The organism is Brevibacillus choshinensis, from assembly GCF_001420695.1.
In the GTDB taxonomy this organism is placed as follows: Bacteria; Bacillota; Bacilli; order Brevibacillales; family Brevibacillaceae; genus Brevibacillus; species Brevibacillus choshinensis.
The window spans coordinates 1156627-1180983 of record NZ_LJJB01000010.1; the positions used below are offsets into that span (position 1 = coordinate 1156627).

Genomic DNA, 24357 nt, shown 5'->3' on the forward strand with positions numbered 1-24357 from the left:
TGCCAGTTCTTAAAGAGAAAGGCCCCCGCCGGCACATTTTGCCTTGGCAGGGGCTGAATACTAGACAAAGCAAATGAAGAAGCAAGAGAAGAAGCAGCTGCAAGAACAACTGCAACTACAACTGCAACTACAACTACAACTACAACTGCAACTGCAACTACAACTACAACTACAACTGCAGGAACAGCTGCACGAGCAGTTGTGGCACCTGCCTCCACCACAGCGACCGCCACATCTTCCGCGGACCATCACCGCATCATTTTGGTTAGCACTTTCCCAAGGCTTTACTTCTCCCCCTCTTACTTTATCCACCTTTAACTTTTTGAGCTCATTTTTGAAATCATCCATGTTTTCTACCTCCAGCATCAACGAACGGGTACATACGTCACGTACGCGAATACCCATCGACGTTATACCATAGGTGTATGAAACATGGGCTATATGTGGTTACTGGTTCATGCGCCTATTTTTTAGCTGGCCAGCTTCTTCAATCGCTCCAGACTCATACGATCAACGAACTTGCTGAATTTTTCTTTCCCTTTCGCATGCTGCTTGTAATGATTGATGATCTTGGTCAAGATCGGTATCAGCGCTTCCTCCTGCAATCCTGATACAAGCAGTTTCGCCAAGGATGCTTTCAGACCTTTGGGTTCTCCACCCACGTAGATGTCAAAGGTTTCTCGCATTTTGACGATCCCGATATCTTTTAACAAAGGCTCGCTCGTGCCCAGAGCACACCCCGCATACCCGATTTTGATTGGGGTCGGTGTCTCAATCCCTGCGATCGCCTGATTGATCCTGCGAGCGGTTTCTAGTCCTGCCTCTTCCGCTCCTTTGCAAAATTGACAAGCGATCAGGCTTTTCGTCGCAAAACCCGTCGGATACACTTCAAGTCCACCACGTTCGAATTCTTCTTTGATTGCCTCATATCGTTCAGCCGGTACTTCCAGATACAGCTGCTTGAAGGACGTCATTTCTATTTTGGCATCTGGACCTGTCACCGCACCGATGATTGAAAGCTGCTCAGGTGTAAAGAGACTTCCCCCGGCCTGAATCGCTGGAGCAACGGCCATTTTTCGTATCTCTCCCATACGACTTCGCCTCTCTCCTTTTGTTGTTATTTGACTTCAACTACGAAAGGTACTGTAATGACTTTGCCTTTATGTTGAAATTGTCCCCAGATTTTATAGATGCCGCTATGCGGGAACGAGGTCGCAAATTGTGCTTTTGGTCCCGACGCTTTTTCATCCAAAGGATGCACGTGCAAATACTGTTCTGCATCTGCTGAGAGAATGACGACGTGCCCGACTGCACCCAGATATGGCTCCAGGTCCTGAATTCCGTTTTTGGTAATCCCATCGCGAATCTCATAGGTCAAGGTGACCTCTTCGTTAGCTTTCGCATTGCTCAAGGACAGCTCTATTTCTTTACCGTCCACTTCTTTAATCAGCTTCGCATCCGGCGTGATAGCCGTTCTCTCAGCTGCAGTTCCCTCCACATTCATCCATTCACTCAATGTTGTTCCAGATCCGCCGGCTGGTTTGAAGTCCGCGAACATCTTGTATTTCCCACCACTCGGAAAGGAAGTTTGTACGGCGAACTTGCCGTCTCCTTTGAATTCGGGATGGATGTGGCTAAAAGACGAGAGGTCGTCACTGACCATGATCAGATGAAGCAGCTTCTCATGATTGATCTCAAATTCGTTTACGGGCGTCCCATTCTGATCGCTGATTTGCACGTGAACTTCCGTTTCTTCCTTTGCTTTTGCACTCCCTGTGGCAAAGGTAAACGAAGCTTTGAGGTTATCCGCAGGGGCCGTTTGTGCAGGATTGTGTCCTGCGTGACTTTCTCCCTGGGTATGATTTGTTCCGTGGCTGCCCATCTGGTTCGCTTCTTCGGTGCTACCACATCCCGCTAGTAGCAAGGTGAAAGTCAATGCTCCGGCAATCATCGTCATTCTTTTCTTCATCGCTGATCTCTCCATTCATTTTTGTGGAACTTTGATTCGTTGCAAACGAAGTGCATTCAGCACAACAGATACGGAGCTTAACGCCATGGCTGCTCCTGCCACCCACGGTGCCAGCAAACCGATAGCCGCAATCGGAATCCCGAGCGTATTGTAACCGAGTGCCCAGAACAAATTTTGTTTGATGTTGCGCATGGTCTTCCGGCTCATATAGATCGCATCCGGAATGCTTGAAAGATCGCCGCGCATGAGGGTCACGTCCGCTGCTTCCATGGCCACATCCGTACCTGTGCCGATCGCCATTCCGATGTCGGCGGTTGCGAGTGCTGGCGCATCGTTGATTCCATCCCCGACCATCGCTACCTTTTTGCCTTGCGCTTGCAGTTTCTTTACTTCTTCTGCCTTGCCTTCAGGCAGTACTTCCGCCAGTACATGATCGATGCCGACCTGGGCGGCGATTGCTTTTGCTGTCCGTTCGTTATCTCCCGTGATCATGACGACCTGAATGCCCATTTCTTTCAACCGACTGACAGCATCTTTGGACGTTTCTTTGATCGTATCCGCTACTGCTACTATACCCATGTACCGTTTATTTATAGCGACAAGCATGGCTGTTTTTCCGTCTTCCTCCAGACGAGACATCGTTTCAAATGAGTCTTTGGCATCTACCTCGAATGTTTGCATGAGACGGCGCGTGCCAATCAGTAGCTCTTTTCCTTCTACCACAGCCTTGATACCAAAGCCTGGGATCGCTTCAAACGCTTCTGTAGCTGGAAGAGAAATTCCTTTTGCCTGGATTCCTGCCACAATGGCTTCTGCAAGTGGATGCTCCGAATTTTTTTCCGCTGCTCCCACGAGCTTGAGAAATTCCATTTCGTCGCCATCGACCAGAACATCCGTCAGCTCCGGTTTTCCTTTTGTGACCGTTCCTGTTTTATCTAAAATGATCGCATCAATCTTGTGGGTCATCTCCAAGTGCTCGCCGCCTTTGAACAAGATACCGAGCTCAGCCGCACGTCCAGATCCCGCCATAATAGAGGTCGGCGTTGCTAAACCAAGTGCACAAGGGCAAGCAATCACCAGAATCGCAATGGCAATTTCTAATGCATCCGCGACATTACCGGGTGTCACGAAGAAATACCAGACCAGGAACGCGACAATTGCAATCCCGACAACGATCGGAACAAAAATTCCCGATATGACGTCTGCGACCCGTTGAATCGGTGCCTTCGAACCCTGCGCTTCTTCTACGACTTTAATAATCTGAGCGAGAGCTGTCTCTTTTCCCACTTTAGTTGCTTTGATTTTCAGCATACCATTTTTGTTGATTGTCGCACCTATGACGGCGTCACCAGGCTTCTTGGATACCGGAATACTTTCTCCGGTTAGCATCGATTCGTCTACGGACGACATCCCTTCCATGACTTCCCCGTCCACCGGTACTTTATCACCTGGGCGAACCAAGACGATATCCCCGACAATTACTTCCTCTACGGGAATAGACATCTCCCGACCATCACGCATGACCAACGCCGTTTTGGCTTGCAGTCCCATCAACGACTTAATGGCTTCCGACGACCGACCTTTTGCCAGAGATTCAAACAATTTGCCCATAATCACGAGTGTAATCAGAACTGAACTCGTCTCGTAATAGAGGGATGGACCATGGTGAGCACTTCCACCGTCGGTAAACCAGCTGAGCGTCAGGTACAAACTGTAGAAGTATGCAGCCGATGTCCCTAGCGACACCAGTACATCCATATTGGCACTGCCATTGCGCAGTGCTTTGTATGCCCCCACGTAAAACTGTCTGCCCACGTAAAATTGAACCGGAGTAGCCAAAATCAATTGCAGCCATGGATTCATGAGAATTTCTGGCATGTAGATCCAAGACGTAAACGAGAAGTGACCGACCATACTCCACAAAAGCGGGAAAGAGAGAATGACCGAGAGGAGCAATTTACGTTTTTGCTGCTTCACTTCTTTTTCACGATGATCGACTGTGCTCGCGTCATCGCCTGTTTTCAAAATGGCTTTGTAGCCTAGCTGCTCCACCTTTTTCTGCATATCCGCCACGGACACTTCACTCGCAGCGTACTCTACATGAGCCGTTTCCATCGCGAAGTTGACCGTTGCTTTCGTCACACCGGGCAGCTTACTCAGTCCCTTTTCAATCCGGTTCGCACAGGCAGCGCAGGTCATCCCTTCCAGTTGAAAATCTACCGTCTCCTTCGCCGTGCCATACCCTAGCTTTTTGATACTTTCCTCTAGCCGTTGAACATCGACTTTAGCCGGGTCATAGGTGACACTCGCTTTTTCCATGGCGAAGTTTACATTTGCTGTGGCTACGCCTTCTAGTTTGTTTAAGCCTTTTTCGATCCGAATAGCACATGCCGCACACGTCATGCCTGTGATTTGCAGATTGATCTGTTTGTTTTCAGTTATTGCCGTCGCTTGCATTCACTTTCACTCCTTTCCTCATTTTCGTTGGATTACAGAACCTCGTAGCCTTGCTCCTCGATCGCTTCCTTTACTGTCTCTAGAGAGATCTTGCCCTCGTCATACATTACCTCAACCGTACTCATGGCGAGATTGACCTTTCCGCTCGCTCCGATTTCTGTAAGTGCGCCTTCAATGGAATGGACACAGTGTTGGCAGCTCATGCCTTCAACTTGCAACGTCATTTTATTCATCATAATCGCTCCTTTGATTGGGTTTCATTCCCATCGATCTCTTGGATATAATATACCCCCCGACCCTATGTGGTGTCAACGATATTTTTAGGATACTTATGTACCCTATATTTCATCCCAAGAAAAAAGCAGCTTCCTTTGGCTGCTGTCTTTCTGTCTACTCGTTATTTCATCAGTTTATTCATCGTCGTCAGCAGTTCGTTTAGCACATCTGTGTCGCCTTCCTGAATTCGTTCGATGACACAGCTTCTCATGTGATGTTCGAGCAAGAGCTTCCCTACTCCATTCAGTGCCGACTGAACCGACGCGATCTGATTCAGCACATCATCACAGTATACGTCCTTTTCGATCATCCCTTTGATGCCACGAACTTGACCTTCAATCCGATTCAAGCGGCTGATCAGGCTATTTTTCACCTTATCGGAGTGATGGCTCTTGCGCTCTGTTTCTCCTGGAGAACAACAAGACGACTCGTCAGAGGTTGTTGGATCCACTTGTTCGATGTCCATGCTCATTCCAATCATCTCCTTTATGCGTCCATTATACTCCCACCCCCTATTTTTCACAATAGGGTCGTTCCTGTCCAAGTCGTACGTCCAACCATGGAGACCATTTCTAGATGAAAAAAACCCCCACCTGATTTCAGTGGAGGCTTGATACCAATTAAACAGAAGTATTATTTGCTCCTGTTTTTGGATTCGGTCCGTATTGATTATCTCCCGTGCTGTCGAGGCACGCAAATACTAACAGGATAATCGCACCAATGAAAGGGATAAACGAAATCAAAACCCACCAGCCACTTCGTCCTGTATCATGCAGTCGACGGAAAAGTACACTCAGAGAAGGCAATAAAACCGCTAAGGAATAAATGCCAGTTAATACGTTAGGAATACCAATGAGATTTTCCACAACCGCCAGAATCAAGGAGATAATGATGCTAAACAACATAAACATCCAATACTCTTGACGTCTCGCTCTTCCTGAAAATGCTACGTATTGCTTTAATACATCCAAATACCAATGCATAACAGAAACCTCCATTTCTTTGCCATTTTTGTAAACACCAAGATATTTTATCATTAAATAGCTTGTTTAAAAACCATATTTTGTTATTTTTTTGTAATTTATTTTTCTCCCCTACTTCTCATGATTAGTGAGTCCAGGAAAAACGCTGCAGATAAGCTGTAATCTTCCGGTAAGCAATTATGAGAATCTCAATTTGACAGAATATTATAATTTAAAATATCATTAAAAAGACCATATATCTTTCAGTCCGCAACTGCACTTTCATAGTACAGAAAACGGTGGTGAGTCCAACTATATAAAACTATTTGGATATCCGCTTTGTCTGAAAACAAACCTATGACAGCCTGCATGACTCTAAGCGGAGACATGCGTAAAGGTAGATAAAGGAGACGAACATGTTACTAACGACGATCGGTTTCTCCAAAAAATCGCTGCGTGACTTTACCGCCGCCTTACAGCACCACAAAGTCGAACGCGTAATTGATACCCGTCTGCAAAATACGTCCCAGCTAGCTGGGTACGCCAAAAAGGACGATCTCGCTTACGTGTTGGAGCTACTGCATATCGATTATCTGCATGAACTTTCTTTGGCCCCCACGGAAGAGCTATTAAAGGCGATCAAGCAAAAAGAGATCCCCTGGGCTGAGTTTGAGAAGACCTTCGTGGATTTGTTGGCTGAACGAAAAGTAGAAGCAACGATGAATGAATGGTTGGGCGACAAGGTTCCGTGTTTCATGTGCAGCGAAGAGAAGCCTCATCATTGCCATCGGAAATTGGTTGTGGAGTATTTGAAGGACTTTGATAGTCGGATTGAGATCGTGCATTTATAAATAAGAATATAGTAAAAAGAAAAGCAACTGCACGCGAGTACGGTTGCTTTTCTCATTTATTGACGATTTCATTGCCAAATCAATCCTTTTACTAGGGCTACCCTCTTTCAGCTATCTAGCTTGGATAATCCTTTTCGAGGCAGGATGCACACATTGAAACATCTTAGAAGTTTCCATCGTTTCCACAATTCTGCCTCGATCGATGATGGCAACCTTGTCAGACAAGACGTTCACGGCTAAAACATCATGGGAAATAAACAAGTAGGAAAGACCGATCTTTTCCTTAAGCTCTCTGAGGTGATACAAGATCTGTTTCTGTACAATCATATCCAGACTACTTACCGGCTCATCAAGCACAATCATCTTTGGTTTCAAGGCAATGGCCCTGGCAATATTCACTCGCTGAAGCTGCCCACCGCTCATCTGACCAGGCATTTTTTCCATATCTGTTGCAGCAAGACCTACAGTCTCCAGCAATTCGGCTATGATGAGCTCCTCTTCTTTTGCAGATAACCGCTCATAATTGCGAAGAGGTTCTCCGATGATCTGTTTGACCGTCATTCTCGGATTAACGGAGGAATAGCAATCCTGAAAAACGACCTGTAGATCTCGGCGTAGTCTTTTTCTTGTCTGACGATCCGTACGGTACAAATCCATTCCTTGGAACCCTACACTGCCACTGTCAGGAGGGAGAAGGCCAAGCACAATCTTCCCCAGCGTACTTTTTCCCGCTCCACTCTCTCCCAAAATTCCTAAGCACATTCCCGGCTCTACTTGAAAAGTAACATCGGTCACTCCTGAACCCGCCTCTTTGGCTGATCGGAACCATCCGGATGAGGCATAGGTTTTGGTTACTTGATTCACAACCAAAAGACTCAATGTACCACCGCCTTTTGCGAACGATACAGTAGGACAAGTATGAATGTAGCCATACCTACAATCGCCGCTGCTCCCAACATCGCCTGATAGGAAAGCGCATCCGCGATCCATCCCATGAAAAAAGCTCCAGAGGATGTCCCGAAATCAGCTGCTGCAATGAACCATCCGATGGAATAACCCCGATTCTCTTCTGGGACGACAAACGATATGTACGTCATCAGCGTGGGATACAAAAGGGATAAGGCCAGTCCGTTGCAAATCCCCGACAAAATTAATACAGGGGTAGATAGCGACCATGACAGCAATAACGGGGAAAGTGTAAAACAAACGATAAGAGCAGCGATTAGCCATTTTGGAAAAGCTCCCGTGGAAGGGATGTATTTACGACCAAAAAAACGGATGACGATCAAGACAGCTGTCTCCGTCAAGAAATAGAGTGGAGCGGAACCCAAGCCACGGCTTTCCAGGTATAGTGGCAAAAATGTTGGCGCCACACTGAATACGATAGATGCCAATAACATAATCATCGACGGAACGAACAGTGATTTGGCAAACTTCTTTTCTTTTTCGCCTCGTGAGCCCTCTCCGTTGGCTTCTGTGTTTTTTGCCAAGTGAACATGCATATCCCGATAAAGGCGCGTCCCCATCAGGATGTTGCAAAAGCCCAATCCAGCAAAGATCAGTAGCATGCTCGTCATGGAGACTTCATCTTTCATGTACAACACAAGAGCAGGCACAAACGTATACGGTACCATCGATGCCAATGACAACAAGGACAAGCCTTGGCCCCTCATTTTATCAGACAACAAATCCATGATGATCAAATGGATGGTCATGGAGAAGAAGGCCAATATCGCCCCTTGCAACGCGCGCATGAATGCAAATGCCCACAGATTTTCCAAAGTGTAAGAAGCGAGAACCAGCGCATTCAAAATGAGTGCAACCATAAAAATCTTTTTCGAGCCGTATCGATCCACGACTGCTCCTGCCAATGGACGAAGGAACATCGAGACAAACATATAGGCGCCCATGATCATCCCAATTTCCGATCGCCCAGCACCCAAGCTTTGCGAGAAAAATGGCAATGCGATAATTAACATATGATTCGTTGCATAGAAAACAAAGGCAACGGCATAAAGCCAAACGGCACGGTTTGAGAAAGGATTTTCTTTAGCTATAGCATTCAATTCCGTTCGACTCCTATCCAATTCTGCTCTCAACGGTCATTCTAGCATCTAGAAGCAGTTTCGTATATTCGTGCTGTGGGTTGGTAAAAAGCTGTGTTGCGGGAGCGATTTCCACAATCTCTCCCTGCTTCATAACAGCCACTTCGTCAGCCAGCTCGCCAATCACATCCAAATCATGAGAAACCAGCAAAATCGCTGTCTCCCCTTCTTTCTTGATCTTACGGAATGCGTCAATGACCGTCCGTCTGTTTACATTGTCCAGCGCGGTAGTCGGCTCATCACCAATCAAGAGCGCAGGTCTCATCGCGATGGATAACGCAATCATCACACGCTGCAGCATACCTCCGCTCAACTCAAATGGATACTGCCCCAATACTTTTTCCGGATCAGATAAGTTCATTTGCTTCAAACACTCAATCGCTACATATTTTGCTTGGATCTTCGACACAGAGGTATGAGCTCTGATGGTTTCCACAAATTGCTTTTCAATACGCAGGACGGGATTAAAGGCATTCATCGGATTCTGCATAATGAAGCAAATATCCTGTCCTCTCAATTTACGCATCTGCTTGGGAGTCATACCTATCAACTCTCGTCCTTGTAGACGAATGCTGCCCTCCATAGTAGCATGCTTTTGGAGCAACTGGAGAATAGCAAGACACGTCATAGATTTGCCGCACCCGCTCTCACCCACAATCCCCAGTACTTTACCGGCCATGATCTGAAAGGACACATCTCGTACAGTGGACACCAGTCCATAGTCCGTCTGAATCTGTACATTCAACCCATTCACATCAAGCAAAATGTCTCGCTCATTCATTGTTATCATCCTACCTTTCGCTGCCCACTGCCTTGGCCAGTTTTCGGATTGATTTTGCGTATCCCTTTTTCTCTCCCAAGGCTTCTCCGAGAACATTAAGTAGAGCTACCATTGCGAAAATCATCAACCCAGGCACAATCATCAATCGAGGATCGCTGCGCAAGAATGATTTGCCTTCATTAATCATGGCCCCCCATTCAGGAGTAGGAGATTGCACACCCAATCCAATAAAAGATAAGGCCGAAATGTCCATGATTACCCAGCCGATTTCGAGCGTCACGACTACGATCAGGGATGGCAACAAATTCGGAATGATATGGCGTAGAAGGATTTGAATGGTCGGTGTCCCACATATTTTGGCTGCGACTATGTAATTTTGCTTTTTCAGATCTCGTACCAATCCACGAATAAACCGTCCATAGTAAACAGACTGTACGATAATCAGGGCGATCGCCATCTGCTTCCACCCTGCTCCCCACATCGCAATGAGACTAATGGCGAGGATCAAGGACGGGAATGCGAGGATAGCATCACACACGCGCATGATTACGCTATCGAGCTTGCCGCCTATAAAACCTGCGCAACAACCGATGCACAGACCGATTGCCAGACAGGAAGATACAATCAATAAAGCAAGGCTCAAAGAAACTTGTGTACCGTATAACAGCCTTGAAAATACACATCGCCCTAATTGATCCGTACCAAGTGGGTAAGCTGCGGACGGACTCTCCAGTTTGTGTTTTAAATCAACAAAATTCGGATCATTCGGAGCAAGCAACGGGGCAAAAAGTCCGGTGAGAACAATCAGCGCTAGCAGTAACACACAAAACCAAATGATTATTTTGCGATTGGGGGCTCCTCCTACTATTCGCTTGATGCTAGCCATCTTCACTCCTCCTTCCCATTCGCTTGTGTCAAACGGGGGTCTAAGAAGGCTTGAATCACATCTGCAGCCAGACTACCTATCACAAAGACTACAGCCATTACCAAGACATAACTTTGAATGACCGGATAATCGCGATGATACACAGACTCCAGGAAAAAACCGCCCATCCCTGGCATTGCGAAAACTTGCTCCACAATTACGGTACCCGCAAACAGTTTACCAAGATTCATCCCTGCCGCGGTCACAACTGGCCGTATCGCGTGGCGAAGCACATGCCTTCCTACCACAGCCACTGTTCCGAGCCCCCTAGCCTGTGCATAAAGAACATAAGGTTCTTCCAAGCCCTCCAGTAATCCAGTCCTCAACAATCGTGAATAGGTGGAAATCAGCGCAAATGCTAGGGTAAGAGCTGGAAGCACATAATGCTGCCAAGTATCAGCCCCCTGAAACGGGAACCAATCCAACTTCACTGACATGAAGTAAATCAATAGATAAGCCAGCCAAAACTGCGGAACCGATGCCCCTAAGAAAGCGAGTAAGCGACAGATGTGATCGATCAGTTGATTTTTACGGAGCGCTGAAGCAATACCCAGAGGAATACTGATGAGTATCGCAAGCACCAAGCTTATCAAAGCCAATGAAGCAGTGATCGGTAACCTCGCTGCTAACTCCTGCGAAACTGGCAATTTACTGAAAAAGGATGTGCCGAATTCCCATTGACACAGATGCCACAACCAGCTCCCGTATTGCGTCCAAAAAGGCTGGTCCAGACCTAATTGGGCGCGCACTGCCCGCAGCGCTTCCTCTGTCGGGACTATATTGGATACCGACAAGTAGGCTCTTGCTGGATCTACAGGCGAAAGATGCAAAAGCAAGAAAGAAACAAACGTAGCCCCCAATAAAATGGGGACTATCGCTGCGAGTCTTTTCAGGATATAAAGGGATATGTTCATAGTAGGAACACCTTATCTTATTTTTGGATATCCAGCGTATCAAACGGCGTTTCGTCACGGTGCGCCGGGAATTTCAAGTCTTTCACATAACTTGGATACACAGCGATATTGGTCAAATAGGAAATAGGCAAGTATACCGCTTGATCGTGCAACGTCGTAAAGATGGAGGTATACAGCTGTTGACGCTCTTTTTCATCAACGGTCAGCAAAACATCCTTCATCTGTTTGTGAAGTTCGTCTTTCATCGGCAAGCCCTGTTGCGACTCAAAAATTCCATAGCCTGGCTCGTAGTTGGTCGAAACGAACGAATGCGGATCATAAGGAGCGCCGTATGTATTCCAGAACAATAAATCGAAGTCGGCACTTTCCATCCGTTTGTTGCGCAGTTCTCTCTCCACACCTGTTGTCTTAAGAGATACACCTATTTGTTGTAAATCTGATTGAATCGCTGCTGCCATCGGCTTTTCAATCTGGTCTGGCCCCATATATACGAGTTCGATCTCAAGAGGCTTTCCTTCTTTTTCACGGATAGTTTTGCCCGCTGGGAGTGTCCAACCTGCTTTGTCCAGTAATGCCTTAGCTTCTTCCACATTGTAATCGAAAGGCTTCAATCCGATATTGGCATATGGGAAGTTGCTGGAGATGATCGTATCTGCAGCCTTTTCAACGCCGTTTGTTACTCCATCCACCAACGCCGTTTTGTTTACTGCATGCTGCAAGGCTAAACGTACATTCAGGTCGGCAAAAGGACCTTTTGAACTGTTTACAATCAACGCCCGGCTTGCTACAGGATCAGAGATGGTCGTTTCAAATTTTCCAGATTTCTTCAGGCTCACAAAGGAATCGAGGCTGATAACACCTTCACCGTATATCAGGTCGATATCACCTTTCTCCAACGCAAGCACACGTGCCTCGCCATCTGGAATGACTTTTACGACAATCTTGTTGAGCTTCGGTTTCGTGCCCCAATAATTTTCGTTTCGAGTAAACACGGCCACTTCATCTTTTTTATATTCTGTGAGCTCCCATGGTCCCGTGGTGATTGGCTTTTTGATTCCATTCGCCGTGTTACCATCATCAGGGAACCCAGCATCCCCCAAGAAACGCAAAGGACGTACAACAGCAAACTCTTGGAGCGCTGGATAATAGCGGTTCTTCAACGTAATTTTAAATGTGTTGGCATCGACTACTTCCGTTTTGTCAATTTGGCTGATGAGGCCCAACCAGCTGTGCATATCACGGTTCTTCAAAATGGTGTCGAAGTTTTTCTGAACCACTTTCGCGTCAAAGTCTGATCCATCGGTGAACTTTACGTTTTTTCGCAAGTGGAACGTGTATTCTTTACCGTCTTCTGAAATATCCCAAGACTCTGCCAACTTCGGCACTAGCTTTCCGCCTTCTCCATAATCGATTAACGGTTCGTAGTACATCCCTTGGGCAAAAAACTCATTTGGTGTATACTCGTGCGGATTCAATGGCCCGATATCTTTTGGCCATGAAATAGTCAGAGTCTTATCCGCTGTTTTGGTAGCTGACTCCGGAGTCTTCGCAGAGGATTCGGAAGGTTGACTTGATTCAGTCTTACATCCAGTAAGCATGATAGAAAATAGCAGGACTAGAAGTAATGGAACATATAGCCCTTTGAACTTGCTAAACATAATCGTTCATCTCCCTGCTGGCACTATTAATTGATAATGATAATCACAATTACTTAGATAGCTTAATCTATCCCCTGACGAACTGCAACATCTTTTTTTTATTCCTATATAAGTACCTTCTCTTCTCAATCTGCCCTGTCTTTTCGCACGCTATTTTTTATAAACCGATCATCTCCTTATCATTATCCAAAAGCACCACCTGAAGGCAGGGAGTGAGATAATTCCTTACTGCTATGATCCCGTCCATTTTTCAATCATAAGAAAAAGCGACAGCTTTACTTGTCGCTTTTTTGCATTCTATTGATATCTTCTTGATTATCAGTTAGTCGAGCGTGAAATCTCCAGAACCTGTGGATACTTTTAGCATGGTAGCACCGCTGCCGAACGTGCCTTTGATAATGTTGTCGTCTTCCGCATCATCTGTTGCCTGAAAACCATCCCATCTGACTTTGCCGGTTCCTGAGCCCCCTCTGTAATCGACCTTCAGCGATTTCGGCTCCTGCTCCAACGTGATCTTCACATCGCCACTACTGGTGGATAAGTCGGCATCATGCAACAACTCTACAAATTCGATGTCGATATCTCCTGATTCCGCATCACCTTCCAGAGTGGCTTCCCCCTCCTTGAGAGAGATGTCTCCGCTGTCCGAATGAACTTTCATTTTATCAGCCTTGAATTGTTCCGCCTGAATATCGCCTGAGCTCGTATCCAGCACGATGGCCGAAGCTTTGCTATCTTCCAGTTTGATGTCTCCGCTACTCGTGAAGACATCAATTGTTTTTCCCTCTACGTTTTCTACAGTAATATCTCCACTGCCTACTTTCACTTTTATCTCATCCCATTGTTTCTCAGGCAGCTCGACCGTCATGGCGACGCTCTCGTAACCGAAACCGATTCGAAACCCTTCCTGCTTTTCGACGCCGATCTGAAGCTCAGTGCCCTTATTTTCGCCCTTCAACCGAAATTGATCTGCCATCTTTGGGCTCGCTTGGCCGTGAAGCTGCACTTCGATTTTCTCCGAACTTCCACGGACAACATGAACGTCCGTGCTGGAAACGTCTACAACTATCTCTTTTATGCTGCTTGCATCATATGATTGCTCGATGTTGACTTCCTTCGTTTCGGTGAAAGGCAGATTCCACGCAAATCCTTTACCAGAGTCCCAAACGGATATCCCCCACCAAATTCCCAAGGCGATCAACACGACGCCGATAAGTCCATTCCTATTCATGTTCTCATTACTCCTTATAGGTAATAGTCCGCTTCCCTTTTCAGTTGAACTGTACTGATAAAAGTGTAGCACTGAGAAGAAATGGAAATCAAAGGGCCGTCGGCTGATGGTAGGTAAGACCTAAGGTCAATTGACACCGACGTCATATTATGATTGAAAAAGAGTGGCAAAACCGTGGTAGAGAGCAATGGCAAAAAACCTGACCGTCACTTGGCCAGGTTTATCGCTTTTTCAGATTGGCGGATGATGCACGATTATTGATTCACAGAGATTGTGCATTCCCCTGTGAAGCCATTGTACTCGGCAAGCACGATTAGCTTTGTTCCGGCTGGTGTATCCTCGCTTATTTTTAGAAGACCGTCCTCGGTGATCTCGGCATAATCCGCTTCCTTGATGCTGTAAGTGGTTCCTGAGCTTGCTTTGGTAACATCGCGATTGCTGTGGTCGTTCAGGTTAGCGGTGACGTTAAGCTGCAAAGTGGCGCCCGGTCTCACTGATTTCTTTTTGGCTGTCACCGTAATACGTTTTACCGTTGCCACTGTAGTAGATACTTTGGCTGATTTGTTGCCGTTCTTCACCGTAATGCTGGCTCTCTCTCCTGTCTTCGCATCTTCTGCAATCTGGATCAAGCCGTTTTCATCAACGGTGATGCTGCTGCTATTGGAATCATAGACGGTTCCACTCTCCGCGCTGGTCAAATCTTGCTTGCTGCGGTCGGATAGTTTGCCTGTAACTGTCAACTGCAGCTTTTCTCCAGGCAGAAGACTTGCCCGTTTCGGCGTGACAGAAATGCTTTGCACCCCTGCATCCGCCACCAGGAAGCTGCCAACTTGCTCAGTGTCAAAGGAGGCTTGCTTGCCTTTTTTCTTTACATCAACCTTTTTTCCGCTGGAAGTGGTCAAAAGCTTCCACGATTTTTTCTCTTCATCGTATCGGTAGGCTAGCAAATATTTTGACCTGGTCTCGTAAGGCAACGTGATGCGAACGCTTCCCTTGTCAAATTGGGTGATTTCCTCTCCTCCAGCTTCCAGACCAATTTGATACTTATCACTGGCATGAGCCAAATTGGTTGGCGTTTTAAGGTTATCTAGTTCGAAGAAATAGATGGTAAACGCATCGTTGTCATGCTGTCCAAACAGGTCGTAAGACAGCCATACTCCCCTGTCATCTTCGCTTGCAACGGCAAGATTGATACGGTTCTTGGCTAATGCCTTCACTGTTTCGCGGGAGAGAGTTGCAAATGGATTCTGCTCCTTATCTGCCCGCTTCGCCTTTTTCTCCGTGCGAGATTCCAGATCGCCGATCAACTTAATACGGAAAGTTTTCTCCAGCTCAAACAACGATGCTTTGTTGTCCAGCGACGTTTCTATTTTCTCTATCACCGAGGCAAAGTGCTCGATCCTGTCTGCCATTTCCTCAATACGACGGTCATCCGATTCGCTTATGCCAACTTTGTCCAACAGCGCGGTAAAGGTTTCGCCCAGCTTGTTTGCCCATTTGTCGGAAATATCCTGTTTGCCCAGCTTGGCAATTACCGTGTCAATGACTTGGGCTAACGTGGCGGTTGCATTATCCATCTCGGTCTGCTCCGGTGTTGCGATGTCGTCAAGCACCGGCAGGAATGCTTTGGCAAGCAGAGAATGGGTTTGTTCCAGAACCAGATCCTCGTCACCGATGCCTTGGCTCCATTTGCCCATCATCGCGGCAAAAACGGTGTTAGCTGTATCCGTGATCAATTCTAGTTCTGTCTGTTGCTTTAGCTTGCCCGCAGCGATCAGATCGGACAATCGTTTTACGCTGGCTGAGACTTGTTGTTCGACCGTGTTTTCGTCCGTCGTGTTGGCAATGACCCGAGCTGCCTCAAGATTAGCCACGCGGATCTGTTCCTCCAGGCTTAATGCCGGTGGTGTAACGGGAGGTGTAACAGGCGGAGTCCTTACAGTTACGACAGTGGAAGCCTCAAACCCTCCGTCACGAGTCCTTACCATAATCGTGGTGGTGCCTTTTTTGAGCGGTGTCACTACTCCGTTGTCCACTGTCGCCACTTCCGGATTACTGGACGACCAGCTTACGTTTTTGTTTGTGGCGTTGTCTGGCTGGACGGTTGCCTGCAATGTACCTGTCGCCCCGCCTGCCTTCAGGGCGAGCGATGGCTTGTCCAGCTTCACTCCGGTTACCGGCACATCAGCCGCTTGTACGGTAACCTCCGCCCAATCCGTAAAATATCCATCTTCGGTCATTGCGACAATCGTTGCCGTTCCCGGACTGACCGGAGTAACTATACCGTTCTCTACCTTCGCAACACTCTCGTCATCCGAAGTCCAGCTTACTGCTTTGTTAGTCGCATCAGCGGGCTCTACCGTTGCCGTAAGAGTTCCCGAAGCTCCGCCTGCTTTCAGGGTCAGTTCGTCCCGATCCAGCGTCACTCCGGTTACCGGCACGCCTGGTAGGGTCTTAACCGTCAGTGTCGTCAAAAGAATCGAGATATGATCCGGGAAGTTTGCGTAAATGTTGTAGGTGTATGTTGTATTGGGAGACAGTCGTTCGTGTTTATAGGACGTTGCGGAACCTGTATAAACGATGACGTTGTCCCCCCTAGCCACATCGTACTTCACCGCCCCTTCCACAGTGGGCCACGCCAGATCTACGGAATCAATGCCAGGAGTAGCGGTAGCGTCTCGTTTGACCTGGACCTGAATCTTGGAAGCTGTGCTTTTGCCGGCGCGATCTGTGGCCACAAGCCTTACGTCATAGCCCCCTTCGCTCACCCTGTCCGTATTCCATTCAGCCAGCAGATCCTCCGTTACAGCACCTGTCCCTCTGGCAATCGCTGTCCATTGTTCTTTACCTGCTTCGGAAAAAGACACTACCCAATCGAACAGGTGACTGTCTGAAACCGTTCCCTCCAATGATACCTTCCCCTTCACCGTCATCCCGTCCCCAAACGGAGTGAGAGTGGCGATGGGCGCTTTGTTGTCAACATGAACATTCGCGAAATACGATTGGCCAATTTTTCCGGAGTTATCCTCTGGCCAGTATTCAACAAGAAAAGTCCCGTCCTCCGTGATGCTGATCGTGGCTTTGTCGCCTGTTTGAGATTGGATGTCGCCACCATTGATGCGGTAGCTTACCTGTTTTATACCTGAACTTGCCGTCCCGGAGTCCATAGCTTCCATATTCAGCGTGGCTTGCTCCGAATAATCGGCGGTCATCGATAAAATAGCTGAGGGCAATTGACTATCCACCACCGGCACCATATAGGTGCGAAATAGAATGTCCCAATCCTTGCCTCGCCCAATATCCCAGCCCGAGCCATAGTCAATAAAGATCCTGCCTCCACCGTAAACATCTGAACGCGCATGGGCAATCGCGTAGGAATTAATCTGATCATTGTTTGACGTCAACACGATGGCATACGGTCTTCCTGCTTCTACGAGAGGTGCCGTAGGAAATGCAACTTCCTTCCAGTTACTTTCCATAATGGGCCCCTTCAACATGGATTGCGCTAGAATCACTCCTGAAGGCAATCCGTCTGGGTTGACGGTCTGAATGGTTACATTCAGGTCTTCAGTTTCACTTTCACGATAATCTGCCATAAACAGGGATATTTGCGTCAAATACCCGCTTTGACCGGGGGTAAAAGTTTGAGCAGCTTTTTCATAAATGTCAACTGGAATGAAGTCACCAGTATAGTTTCCACCAGCTGCTTGATCCATTCCGCTTGGAGGGGCCACATACGTCATAAACGGCAGCGTAGCGTCCTGTTTGGCGCTATTCCCCACCAGACAAACTCCCTCTTTATAGATAGTTCCTTTGACCATACCGACCGCTACCCCCGATCCGGCCTGAAGAACCGCAGCATAGTGCTGCCCCTGGCTCACTGAAATCGGGGTGTCAAATGTGAATACAACCCAATCCCAATCATCGGATACAAGGTCTGTTGACATAGACACCTGGCGCAACGGACTAGCTGTTGGAAAACCAGCCGTATCCGCCTGGTACAGTTTTAGCAGGATGTTAGAAGCTCCGGTGTCTTTCTTTTTTAAATAGAAAGCTACACTTTGGAAGGCTCCGTTTCTTCCGGCGACAAATGATTGGCCGATGTCGTCACTTGACGCACCAAGATCGAACTCCTGGATCTGATTGGTAACCGCCATCGCCTGATCCAGCGGCATCTCTTCCGCATAGGCGACTACCCCTCCCCTATAAAATAGGGTAATCAATATCAAGATGGAAAGTACAAGAGATCGTAGCGGCCCGTGTGTTTTTCTCACATTCTATTCCCCCTTACAGCCAAATCTTGCAAATTGGAACGATCATAGCAAATAGACAAAACAAAAAAACCTAACCAAAGTTAGGTTTTTTGAGACTTGGGCAATTTTCTCTATCTTTTACTTTAACAGCCCCAGTTCTTTCGCCTTGCTCACCGCTTGCACCCTGCGGTTTACCTGCAATTTCCCGTATAAATGAACAATATATGATTTCACAGTTCCCACAGAAAGGATGAGCTTCTCCGCAATCTCCTGATTGGACAAGCCGCCCGCAATCAGTTGCAAAATCTCCTGTTCGCGGTCGGTAAGCGGTTCAAGCAGCGGCTGGACACTGACGTTTTCCCTTTTCCCGCCCATCGCTGCTGCCGAAAAACGCAACAACTTGGCGCTTGCCATCTGGGAAGAGAGCATTTCCAAAAACTCCAGCCGATCCGCATGAAACGCGTCGGTGGTTAAATTATTCTCCAGGTATAGCACTCCTACCAACACGCCCGAGTACAGGATCGGGATACAGAGAATGGAGCGGGGGCCATGCTGCTTCACGTAAGCATCCCGTTCAAATATACCGGATCGACTAGCATCGCTGAGAACCACGGACTCCCTCGTTCTGGCCACGTAATGAATGATCGCTGCCGGAATATCGTCAAACTCGTCCAACGAGACTGCCGTTTTTATCGATTCGACCAACCCATTGGCCTCTACTCCCGCCTCTACGTACAATTCGCCATCTTTCTCCAGCAGCACCAATCCTTTTTCCGCGCCTGCGCTTTTGATAGCGGTGTCGAGATAGGAATCTAGCAGCTTGGGCATATCGGTCTCCTTGGAAAACTCCTGCATCGCTTGCAGGAAGGTCTCCAGATCCATTTCCGGTGACGAGCCCGTCTTCGTGGTGGTACTGTTGAAAAAGAACCCCTTCTCATCCTGTGATCGAAGCAGTTCTTCCGGGCTATCAGTGAGCTGCTCCTGCTGCAATTGGGGATATGTTTCCCGTAATTGCTTCACTTTTTCCGTCGCTCCCCATTGGTGAAACGCTTGCAAGGATTGGATTAGATAAGTTCCGACAAATCTCTCTTTGTTTTTGGACAGATAAAAGGCAGCAGCCAGCTCGCAGGCGATCGCTTCATTTCGTCCGTATTGCTGTTCCTTTGCGGCTTGGATTGCCCGATCGTACAGATCCATCGCGGCTTGATCTCTTCCGTCAATCCGCGCCCGTTCCGCCTCCATCAAGAGATATTTATGCACAAAGTTGTCCGGGCAACTTTCTGCCCATTTTTGCATTTGCCGGATATTTTTGCGCAAGACCTTTAGGTACTTGCTTCGCTCAGGAGGGGTGAAAGATCCGCATTCAGCCGTAATAGCCAGCGATTGATAGAAGACCAACTCTGGCACATGCAGCAGGTGCGTGGAATATTTCAGGTATTCCTGGGCTTTCTCGGCAAATCTGATCGCTTCCCGATAATTTCCAAACAAGAAATAGATTTGTGTTTTATAGGTATAGTATTGGTAAAAAGTCGTTATCTGCGTCTCCTCATTCTGGATGTCCTGCAAAAACTGTTCCTCATCAAACTGATCGTCGTTCAGCGTAAAACGATGATGGGTTTTGCCTTGCAGGTTACGCACCACTTGCAGATAGACATGAAAGTTTTTCCGCACAAATTCTTCGTTTAGCTGCTTCAAAACAACGAGATATTCCCCAACAATCTCCGCCAAGCCGTTCAGGGAGCCCCATGCATAATAGGCATTGACATGTGTCCCCATGGCATAGCTGGCAAAGATAAAATCGCCGCTTTCCAAGCCTAACTGCAACGCCTTGGCGAGGTACTGTTCCGACTCCTTGGGATGGCGTACCCACTGGCTCAGCACACCGCCGGCCGTAACAAAGGTGCGGCATTTGAATGTAGTGTTGGGGTGTTTCTCCATCACCTGCAGGGCGATCTCCCCCATGCGGTCCCCTTCCTTGTAGTTCCCCATGCCCAAGCTGAGAACCAATCCGAACAGCGCATATGCCGCCGAGGAAGCTTCCGTGTTTCCATAGGCAAGCGCCAAGCGGATATATCTGCACATCAAGACAACGTATGCTTCCTTGTTGACGAAAAAGGCAGGTGCGGCAATCGCCATAATCAATTCCATGATCGCTTTTACCGTTGGATCGCTGACGTACGGCAGGTGGGCAAGCTCATCCATACGCTTGCTCAGCTTCCATCTGGTTACGAGAGACTCCTGAACAATCGTGACCAGCTTTGGCTTGTACGCAATCGACATCTCGAACTCTCCAAGCCCTTGCAGGCCGAGTTGGATCGCTTCCACATACTTGCCCAGATTGATATAGAGGGCAATCCGGATCCGATACACCTCGACGCGATCGATTTTATCCAGGGCCCTCTGCATGAGCTGGACAAACTGTTCCTCAGCGGTTTCATAATGGGAGCACAGATACTCGCACTCCGCCCGGTGCAGGTGAAGCTGGAAGGCCACTTCATAACGGTCCTGCCAATCTTGGTCTGACAACAGACCGAGTCCAGCGCGAAAATGGTTTAACGCGGCGAAATAAGCGGTCGATCCCTTCGCTTTCAGCCCCGCCTGCAAATTCAGCTCCGCCAGCTTTTGCCTTTCCTCTTCAGAGGTGATACGGTCTTTGCCCATGTTAAGGTGATGAACGATTTGATAGATTTTCTCATCCAACTGACGAGAATCTGCTGTTTCCAGCATCATTCTGCCGATCATGAAATGAATCTCTTTCTTCTCAACATCGGAAATAAGTGAGTAGGCCGTATGCTGAACACGGTCATGCAAAAAAGCAAATGAGACATTTAAATCGGCCTCTATCGTCTGTGTAACGTCACCATGGTCTTCATAGAGATAGGTATAAGAATCGTCCAACGGCAGAAGCAGCCCCGCCGTGATGGCTGGAAGCAATTGACGAGCGGTTTCAATAAGAGACTCGCCCGCTGCCAGCGAAAGGGTTTTCAGATCAAAACTGTTTCCCATGCAGCCGGCCAATCGGAGCGCATTTCTGGTATCCTCAGGAAGCCTTTCAATTTTCTCGATCATCAAGGTGATTACATCGGCAAAGCTTTGTTTCTTCTCGATCTCGGCGAGGTCCCATGTCCATTGGGTACTGTCTGTGCAAAAAGATAACAGCTCTTCCTTATGCATCGCCTGCAGCAACTGCTTTAAATAAAACGGGTTGCCCGCCGTTTTCCGGTAAACCGCTTCCGCAAGCGGGCGCGCCCGTTCCTTCTCGCAGTGCAGCGTTTCCGCAATCAGCTTCAGCGTATGGTCAAAAGTGAGCGGTTGCATCTGAATCTGGCTGATGGCAACCCCTTTCGTCTGTAATCCGGCAATGATTTGCGACAACGGATGTTCGTCACTGACCTCATTCTCCCGATAAGCACCTGTAAGCAGCAAATAGCGGCTACCCGGATCGGTTATCAGCAGGCGGAGAAAATCTAGCGAAGCTTGATCTGCCCAATGCAAATCGTCAAGAAATATAATCAATGGATGAGTGCGGCTGGAAAATACTTGGACAAATTTGCGGAAGATCAGTTGAAAACGATTTTGCGCTTCTGCAGGTGGCAATTCCTCCACCATGGGCTGTTCCCCAATGATCAGCTTCACTTCCGGTATTACTTCCGTCACTACCGAACCGGCTCGTCCGAGAGCGCGAAGCAGCTTCTTTTTCCAATCGGCGACTTTTTCCGCAGATTCCGTCAATATCTGTCGAATCAGGTCTTGAAAGGCTTGTATCAAAGGAGCAAATGGAATCTCTTGCTGCAGTTGATCAAACTTTCCGACGATAAAGTATCCCCTTTCCGATACGGCAGGACGGTACGCTTCCAAAGCCAACTCCGTTTTTCCTATGCCGGAGTAACCGGAAATCAGGGCGAGTTCCGTTGCACCTGCCTTGATCCGTTTGTATGCGTCTTGGAGGCGAGTCACTTCCTCTTCTCGCCCATAAAGCATGGATGGAATTTGAAATTGGCTTAATTCATCCATTTGTCCCAGCGTAAACCCTGTGATGTCGCCTCTTGCTTCCCACTGCTCCCGGCAGTTGGCAAGGTCGGAAAAAAGCCCGTACGCGCTCTGATATCGTTCTTCCGCCGTTTTAGACAACAGCTTCATTATCATCTCGGAAATGATCCGCGGGAGTTCGGGCATCCGATGGTGGGGGGAGATCGGTTTTTTGGCAATATGGGCGTGAACCCAGTCCATCTTTGTCTCGGCATACAGCGGGAGCTGACCTGTCAGCATTTCATAAAAGATCACGCCAAGCGAATACAGATCACTGCGGAAATCAATCGCTCTGTTCATTCTTCCTGTCTGCTCTGGTGACATATAGGGCAGGCTTCCTTCGAAGGAAGGAACGGGAGAGCTTTTATGGCTTTCGCCAAGGAGACGTGTGGAGTGGCTAAAATCGATAATACAAACCTGTCCGGTGCGCTCGTTGATAATAATGTTTTCCGGCTTCAAATCTTTATGAATCACGCCTTGCCGATGCAATTTCATCAATGTTTCGCTCAACTGCATGGCGATCGGGAAAAACACGGGGAGTGCGGGACGGCTCATCTGCAGGTAGGTTTTCAGCGAGATGCCGCCATTGTCCTCCATGACCAGCACAACGGTTCCGCCTGTCTGTTCCTGATACAACGGCTTAATAATTCCCGGGATGTTCAAATGCTTGGTCACTTCATATTCGTGCATAAGCTTCGCGGTATCGCTAGTGGTAATCTTGTCTCCCGTAAGAGCCTTGATGATGAGCGGCCGACCGTCTGCCTTGCGTACGCCTCGGTAAATACTCTTTTTTTCGCTCTGGTATATCAGTTCGTGAAGGGTGTATCCGGGGATTGCAATCATCTCAAAAACTCCTCAGCAAAGGCCATTAAGGATTCTTCCGCGGGTTAATAATTTTTAATTATATATATCTTCTAATCATTCATCTACTGTGAACCTTGTGAAAACTGGGAAAAGTTTATGAAAGACAAAGAAAAACCTAACTGTTGGGTTAGGTTTTTCCGGGTGGATGTAAAGTTGGATGGTTTACCTGCTTTTAGCGATCCAGGCGCTTGCTTGTCGAAACCGAGAGCTTTCTGTACAAGATCTGCGGCTCCAGACGCCGATTAAGGAACCGCAGCATGGATTCATTCCCCTGCTCCACGAAACACATGCCAAACGGAAATGTCTTGTGTGCCCTGCGGATTACCTCTGCAAGCAAGGCGATACCGCGTGCCTTTTGCCGAAATCGTTTTTGGACGAACAGCGTTTTGTACAGAAGCATATTGCTTGCAAGCTGTTGGACAATCATCCATCCGACCACCTGATCTTCGTATCGCAGGCCAAGGCTGTAATGAAGGTCGATTTTTTGTTCATCGATAAAAGGAGAGAGGATGGGTTGGTACCAGCGGCCGCAGCCTTGCTCCACCTGTTGCCTTTCCTGCGCAGTCAGCTCCCCCCAGGAGAACGTGGAAAATCCGGCGGGTAAGGATAGTTTTTCCAGCCAGGACAGCTCGGACAGTTCGCCTTCCCGCAATCCCAGTGTATACAGCTGGATGTTCGTCCGAAGCGGCTCCCATTGTTCCTCGCGAAAAAACCGGTCAAGCCAGTCGAAATCATCGGCTTTTATGATGGAAAAACAATCGGTAAATTGCCCGGTCTGCTCTCTGATTTTTTCTTCCGCCTGTCTGAGTAAAGCTCGGCCGATTCCCTGTTTTTGATAGCCATCTGCCACCACGAGAGAGGCGATCTCGCCTCGCTGACGCTCTGGATCGTAATATCCTGCCACCAGACCAAAAGGTTGACTGTCGCAGACCGCGCCGAATGCCCAGACTGATCTTCCGTTCAAATTCCGCAGCAGGTCGTGATGTTTGGGATGGAGCATGGATTGATACGGGTGTGCGGTTGCTGATGCTAGTTCGATAAGGTGGTACACTGGTGCTCTCTCCTTTTACCCGAATAAAGGG

At 47.9% G+C, this 24357-nt stretch carries 18 protein-coding genes; 1 reads left to right on the forward strand and 17 read right to left on the reverse strand.

Features of this window, described 5'->3' with window-relative positions; genetic code table 11:
• Positions 1-60: 60 nt before the first annotated feature.
• The 7 genes from AN963_RS32580 to AN963_RS15730 all read right to left on the reverse strand — a co-directional run bounded on the left by AN963_RS32580 (position 61) and on the right by AN963_RS15730 (position 5685).
• Positions 61-405, reverse strand: a complete 345-nt coding sequence (locus tag AN963_RS32580; protein WP_152985675.1) for a heterocycloanthracin/sonorensin family bacteriocin — start codon at positions 403-405, stop codon at positions 61-63.
• Between the two features lie 65 nt (positions 406-470).
• Complete coding sequence (locus tag AN963_RS15705) at positions 471-1091, reverse strand: NAD(P)/FAD-dependent oxidoreductase (RefSeq protein ID WP_055745487.1); 621 nt, start codon at positions 1089-1091, stop codon at positions 471-473.
• 26 nt (positions 1092-1117) lie between these two features.
• Entirely contained in the window at positions 1118-1969 is an 852-nt protein-coding gene (locus AN963_RS15710) for a hypothetical protein (RefSeq protein WP_055745488.1), read from the reverse strand.
• Between the two features lie 15 nt (positions 1970-1984).
• A complete protein-coding gene (locus tag AN963_RS15715; protein ID WP_055745489.1) occupies positions 1985-4426 on the reverse strand; it encodes a heavy metal translocating P-type ATPase in 2442 nt (813 codons plus the stop codon).
• Between the two features lie 32 nt (positions 4427-4458).
• A complete protein-coding gene (locus AN963_RS15720) occupies positions 4459-4659 on the reverse strand; it encodes a copper ion binding protein (protein ID WP_055745490.1) in 201 nt (66 codons plus the stop codon).
• A 164-nt stretch (positions 4660-4823) separates the two neighbouring features.
• Positions 4824-5168 carry a metal-sensitive transcriptional regulator gene (locus AN963_RS15725; protein WP_083496996.1) on the reverse strand — a complete coding sequence of 115 codons (345 nt, stop codon included), beginning with the start codon at positions 5166-5168 and terminating at the stop codon, positions 4824-4826.
• Positions 5169-5322: 154 nt separating this feature from the next.
• Positions 5323-5685, reverse strand: a complete 363-nt coding sequence (locus AN963_RS15730; RefSeq protein WP_055745491.1) for a DUF805 domain-containing protein — start codon at positions 5683-5685, stop codon at positions 5323-5325.
• Between the two features lie 395 nt (positions 5686-6080).
• Between AN963_RS15730 and AN963_RS15735 the strand changes: the two genes are divergently transcribed.
• Entirely contained in the window at positions 6081-6515 is a 435-nt protein-coding gene (locus AN963_RS15735; RefSeq protein WP_055745492.1) for a DUF488 domain-containing protein, read from the forward strand.
• 111 nt (positions 6516-6626) lie between these two features.
• On the opposite strand, the gene AN963_RS15740 is transcribed toward AN963_RS15735, so the two are convergent.
• The 10 genes from AN963_RS15740 to AN963_RS15785 all read right to left on the reverse strand — a co-directional run bounded on the left by AN963_RS15740 (position 6627) and on the right by AN963_RS15785 (position 24326).
• Positions 6627-7394: an ATP-binding cassette domain-containing protein gene (locus AN963_RS15740; protein WP_055745493.1), complete on the reverse strand. Its 768-nt coding sequence runs from the start codon at positions 7392-7394 to the stop codon at positions 6627-6629.
• Positions 7391-8581 carry a staphylopine family metallophore export MFS transporter CntE gene (gene cntE, locus AN963_RS15745; RefSeq protein ID WP_055745494.1) on the reverse strand — a complete coding sequence of 397 codons (1191 nt, stop codon included), beginning with the start codon at positions 8579-8581 and terminating at the stop codon, positions 7391-7393. The genes AN963_RS15740 and cntE overlap by 4 nt, the downstream gene beginning before the upstream one ends.
• Positions 8582-8594: 13 nt before the next feature.
• Complete coding sequence (locus tag AN963_RS15750; protein ID WP_055745495.1) at positions 8595-9401, reverse strand: ABC transporter ATP-binding protein; 807 nt, start codon at positions 9399-9401, stop codon at positions 8595-8597.
• A gap of 10 nt (positions 9402-9411) precedes the next feature.
• Entirely contained in the window at positions 9412-10287 is an 876-nt protein-coding gene (locus tag AN963_RS15755; protein ID WP_055745496.1) for an ABC transporter permease, read from the reverse strand.
• A 2-nt stretch (positions 10288-10289) separates the two neighbouring features.
• Entirely contained in the window at positions 10290-11240 is a 951-nt protein-coding gene (gene nikB / locus AN963_RS15760) for a nickel ABC transporter permease (protein ID WP_055745497.1), read from the reverse strand.
• 17 nt (positions 11241-11257) lie between these two features.
• Positions 11258-12898 carry a nickel ABC transporter substrate-binding protein gene (gene nikA, locus AN963_RS15765; RefSeq protein WP_055745498.1) on the reverse strand — a complete coding sequence of 547 codons (1641 nt, stop codon included), beginning with the start codon at positions 12896-12898 and terminating at the stop codon, positions 11258-11260.
• 322 nt (positions 12899-13220) lie between these two features.
• Positions 13221-14129 (reverse strand): DUF4097 family beta strand repeat-containing protein, encoded by a 909-nt coding sequence (locus AN963_RS15770; RefSeq protein WP_055745499.1) that lies wholly within the window; start codon positions 14127-14129, stop codon positions 13221-13223.
• 254 nt (positions 14130-14383) lie between these two features.
• A complete protein-coding gene (locus AN963_RS15775) occupies positions 14384-18403 on the reverse strand; it encodes an Ig-like domain-containing protein (protein ID WP_055745500.1) in 4020 nt (1339 codons plus the stop codon).
• A gap of 117 nt (positions 18404-18520) precedes the next feature.
• On the reverse strand, positions 18521-23254 hold the full coding sequence (locus AN963_RS15780) for a helix-turn-helix transcriptional regulator (protein WP_055745501.1): 4734 nt from the start codon (positions 23252-23254) through the stop codon (positions 18521-18523).
• A gap of 193 nt (positions 23255-23447) precedes the next feature.
• Positions 23448-24326 (reverse strand): GNAT family N-acetyltransferase, encoded by an 879-nt coding sequence (locus AN963_RS15785; protein ID WP_236707996.1) that lies wholly within the window; start codon positions 24324-24326, stop codon positions 23448-23450.
• Between the last annotated feature and the right edge of the window lie 31 nt (positions 24327-24357).

What these genes read in the sequence shown, in the direction of transcription:
- nikA (WP_055745498.1), bottom strand. Translation starts at nt 12,898, where the DNA reads ATGTTTAGCAAGTTCAAAGGGCTATATGTTCCATTACTTCTAGTCCTG.
- AN963_RS15725 (WP_083496996.1), bottom strand. Translation starts at nt 5,168, where the DNA reads ATGGACATCGAACAAGTGGATCCAACAACCTCTGACGAGTCGTCTTGT.
- AN963_RS15735 (WP_055745492.1), top strand. Translation starts at nt 6,081, where the DNA reads ATGTTACTAACGACGATCGGTTTCTCCAAAAAATCGCTGCGTGACTTT.
- AN963_RS15715 (WP_055745489.1), bottom strand. Translation starts at nt 4,426, where the DNA reads ATGCAAGCGACGGCAATAACTGAAAACAAACAGATCAATCTGCAAATC.
- AN963_RS15705 (WP_055745487.1), bottom strand. Translation starts at nt 1,091, where the DNA reads ATGGGAGAGATACGAAAAATGGCCGTTGCTCCAGCGATTCAGGCCGGG.
- AN963_RS15710 (WP_055745488.1), bottom strand. Translation starts at nt 1,969, where the DNA reads ATGAAGAAAAGAATGACGATGATTGCCGGAGCATTGACTTTCACCTTG.
- AN963_RS15770 (WP_055745499.1), bottom strand. Translation starts at nt 14,129, where the DNA reads ATGAATAGGAATGGACTTATCGGCGTCGTGTTGATCGCCTTGGGAATT.
- AN963_RS15720 (WP_055745490.1), bottom strand. Translation starts at nt 4,659, where the DNA reads ATGAATAAAATGACGTTGCAAGTTGAAGGCATGAGCTGCCAACACTGT.
- AN963_RS15780 (WP_055745501.1), bottom strand. Translation starts at nt 23,254, where the DNA reads ATGATTGCAATCCCCGGATACACCCTTCACGAACTGATATACCAGAGC.
- AN963_RS15755 (WP_055745496.1), bottom strand. Translation starts at nt 10,287, where the DNA reads ATGGCTAGCATCAAGCGAATAGTAGGAGGAGCCCCCAATCGCAAAATA.
- nikB (WP_055745497.1), bottom strand. Translation starts at nt 11,240, where the DNA reads ATGAACATATCCCTTTATATCCTGAAAAGACTCGCAGCGATAGTCCCC.
- AN963_RS15750 (WP_055745495.1), bottom strand. Translation starts at nt 9,401, where the DNA reads ATGAATGAGCGAGACATTTTGCTTGATGTGAATGGGTTGAATGTACAG.
- AN963_RS15730 (WP_055745491.1), bottom strand. Translation starts at nt 5,685, where the DNA reads ATGCATTGGTATTTGGATGTATTAAAGCAATACGTAGCATTTTCAGGA.
- AN963_RS32580 (WP_152985675.1), bottom strand. Translation starts at nt 405, where the DNA reads ATGGGTATTCGCGTACGTGACGTATGTACCCGTTCGTTGATGCTGGAG.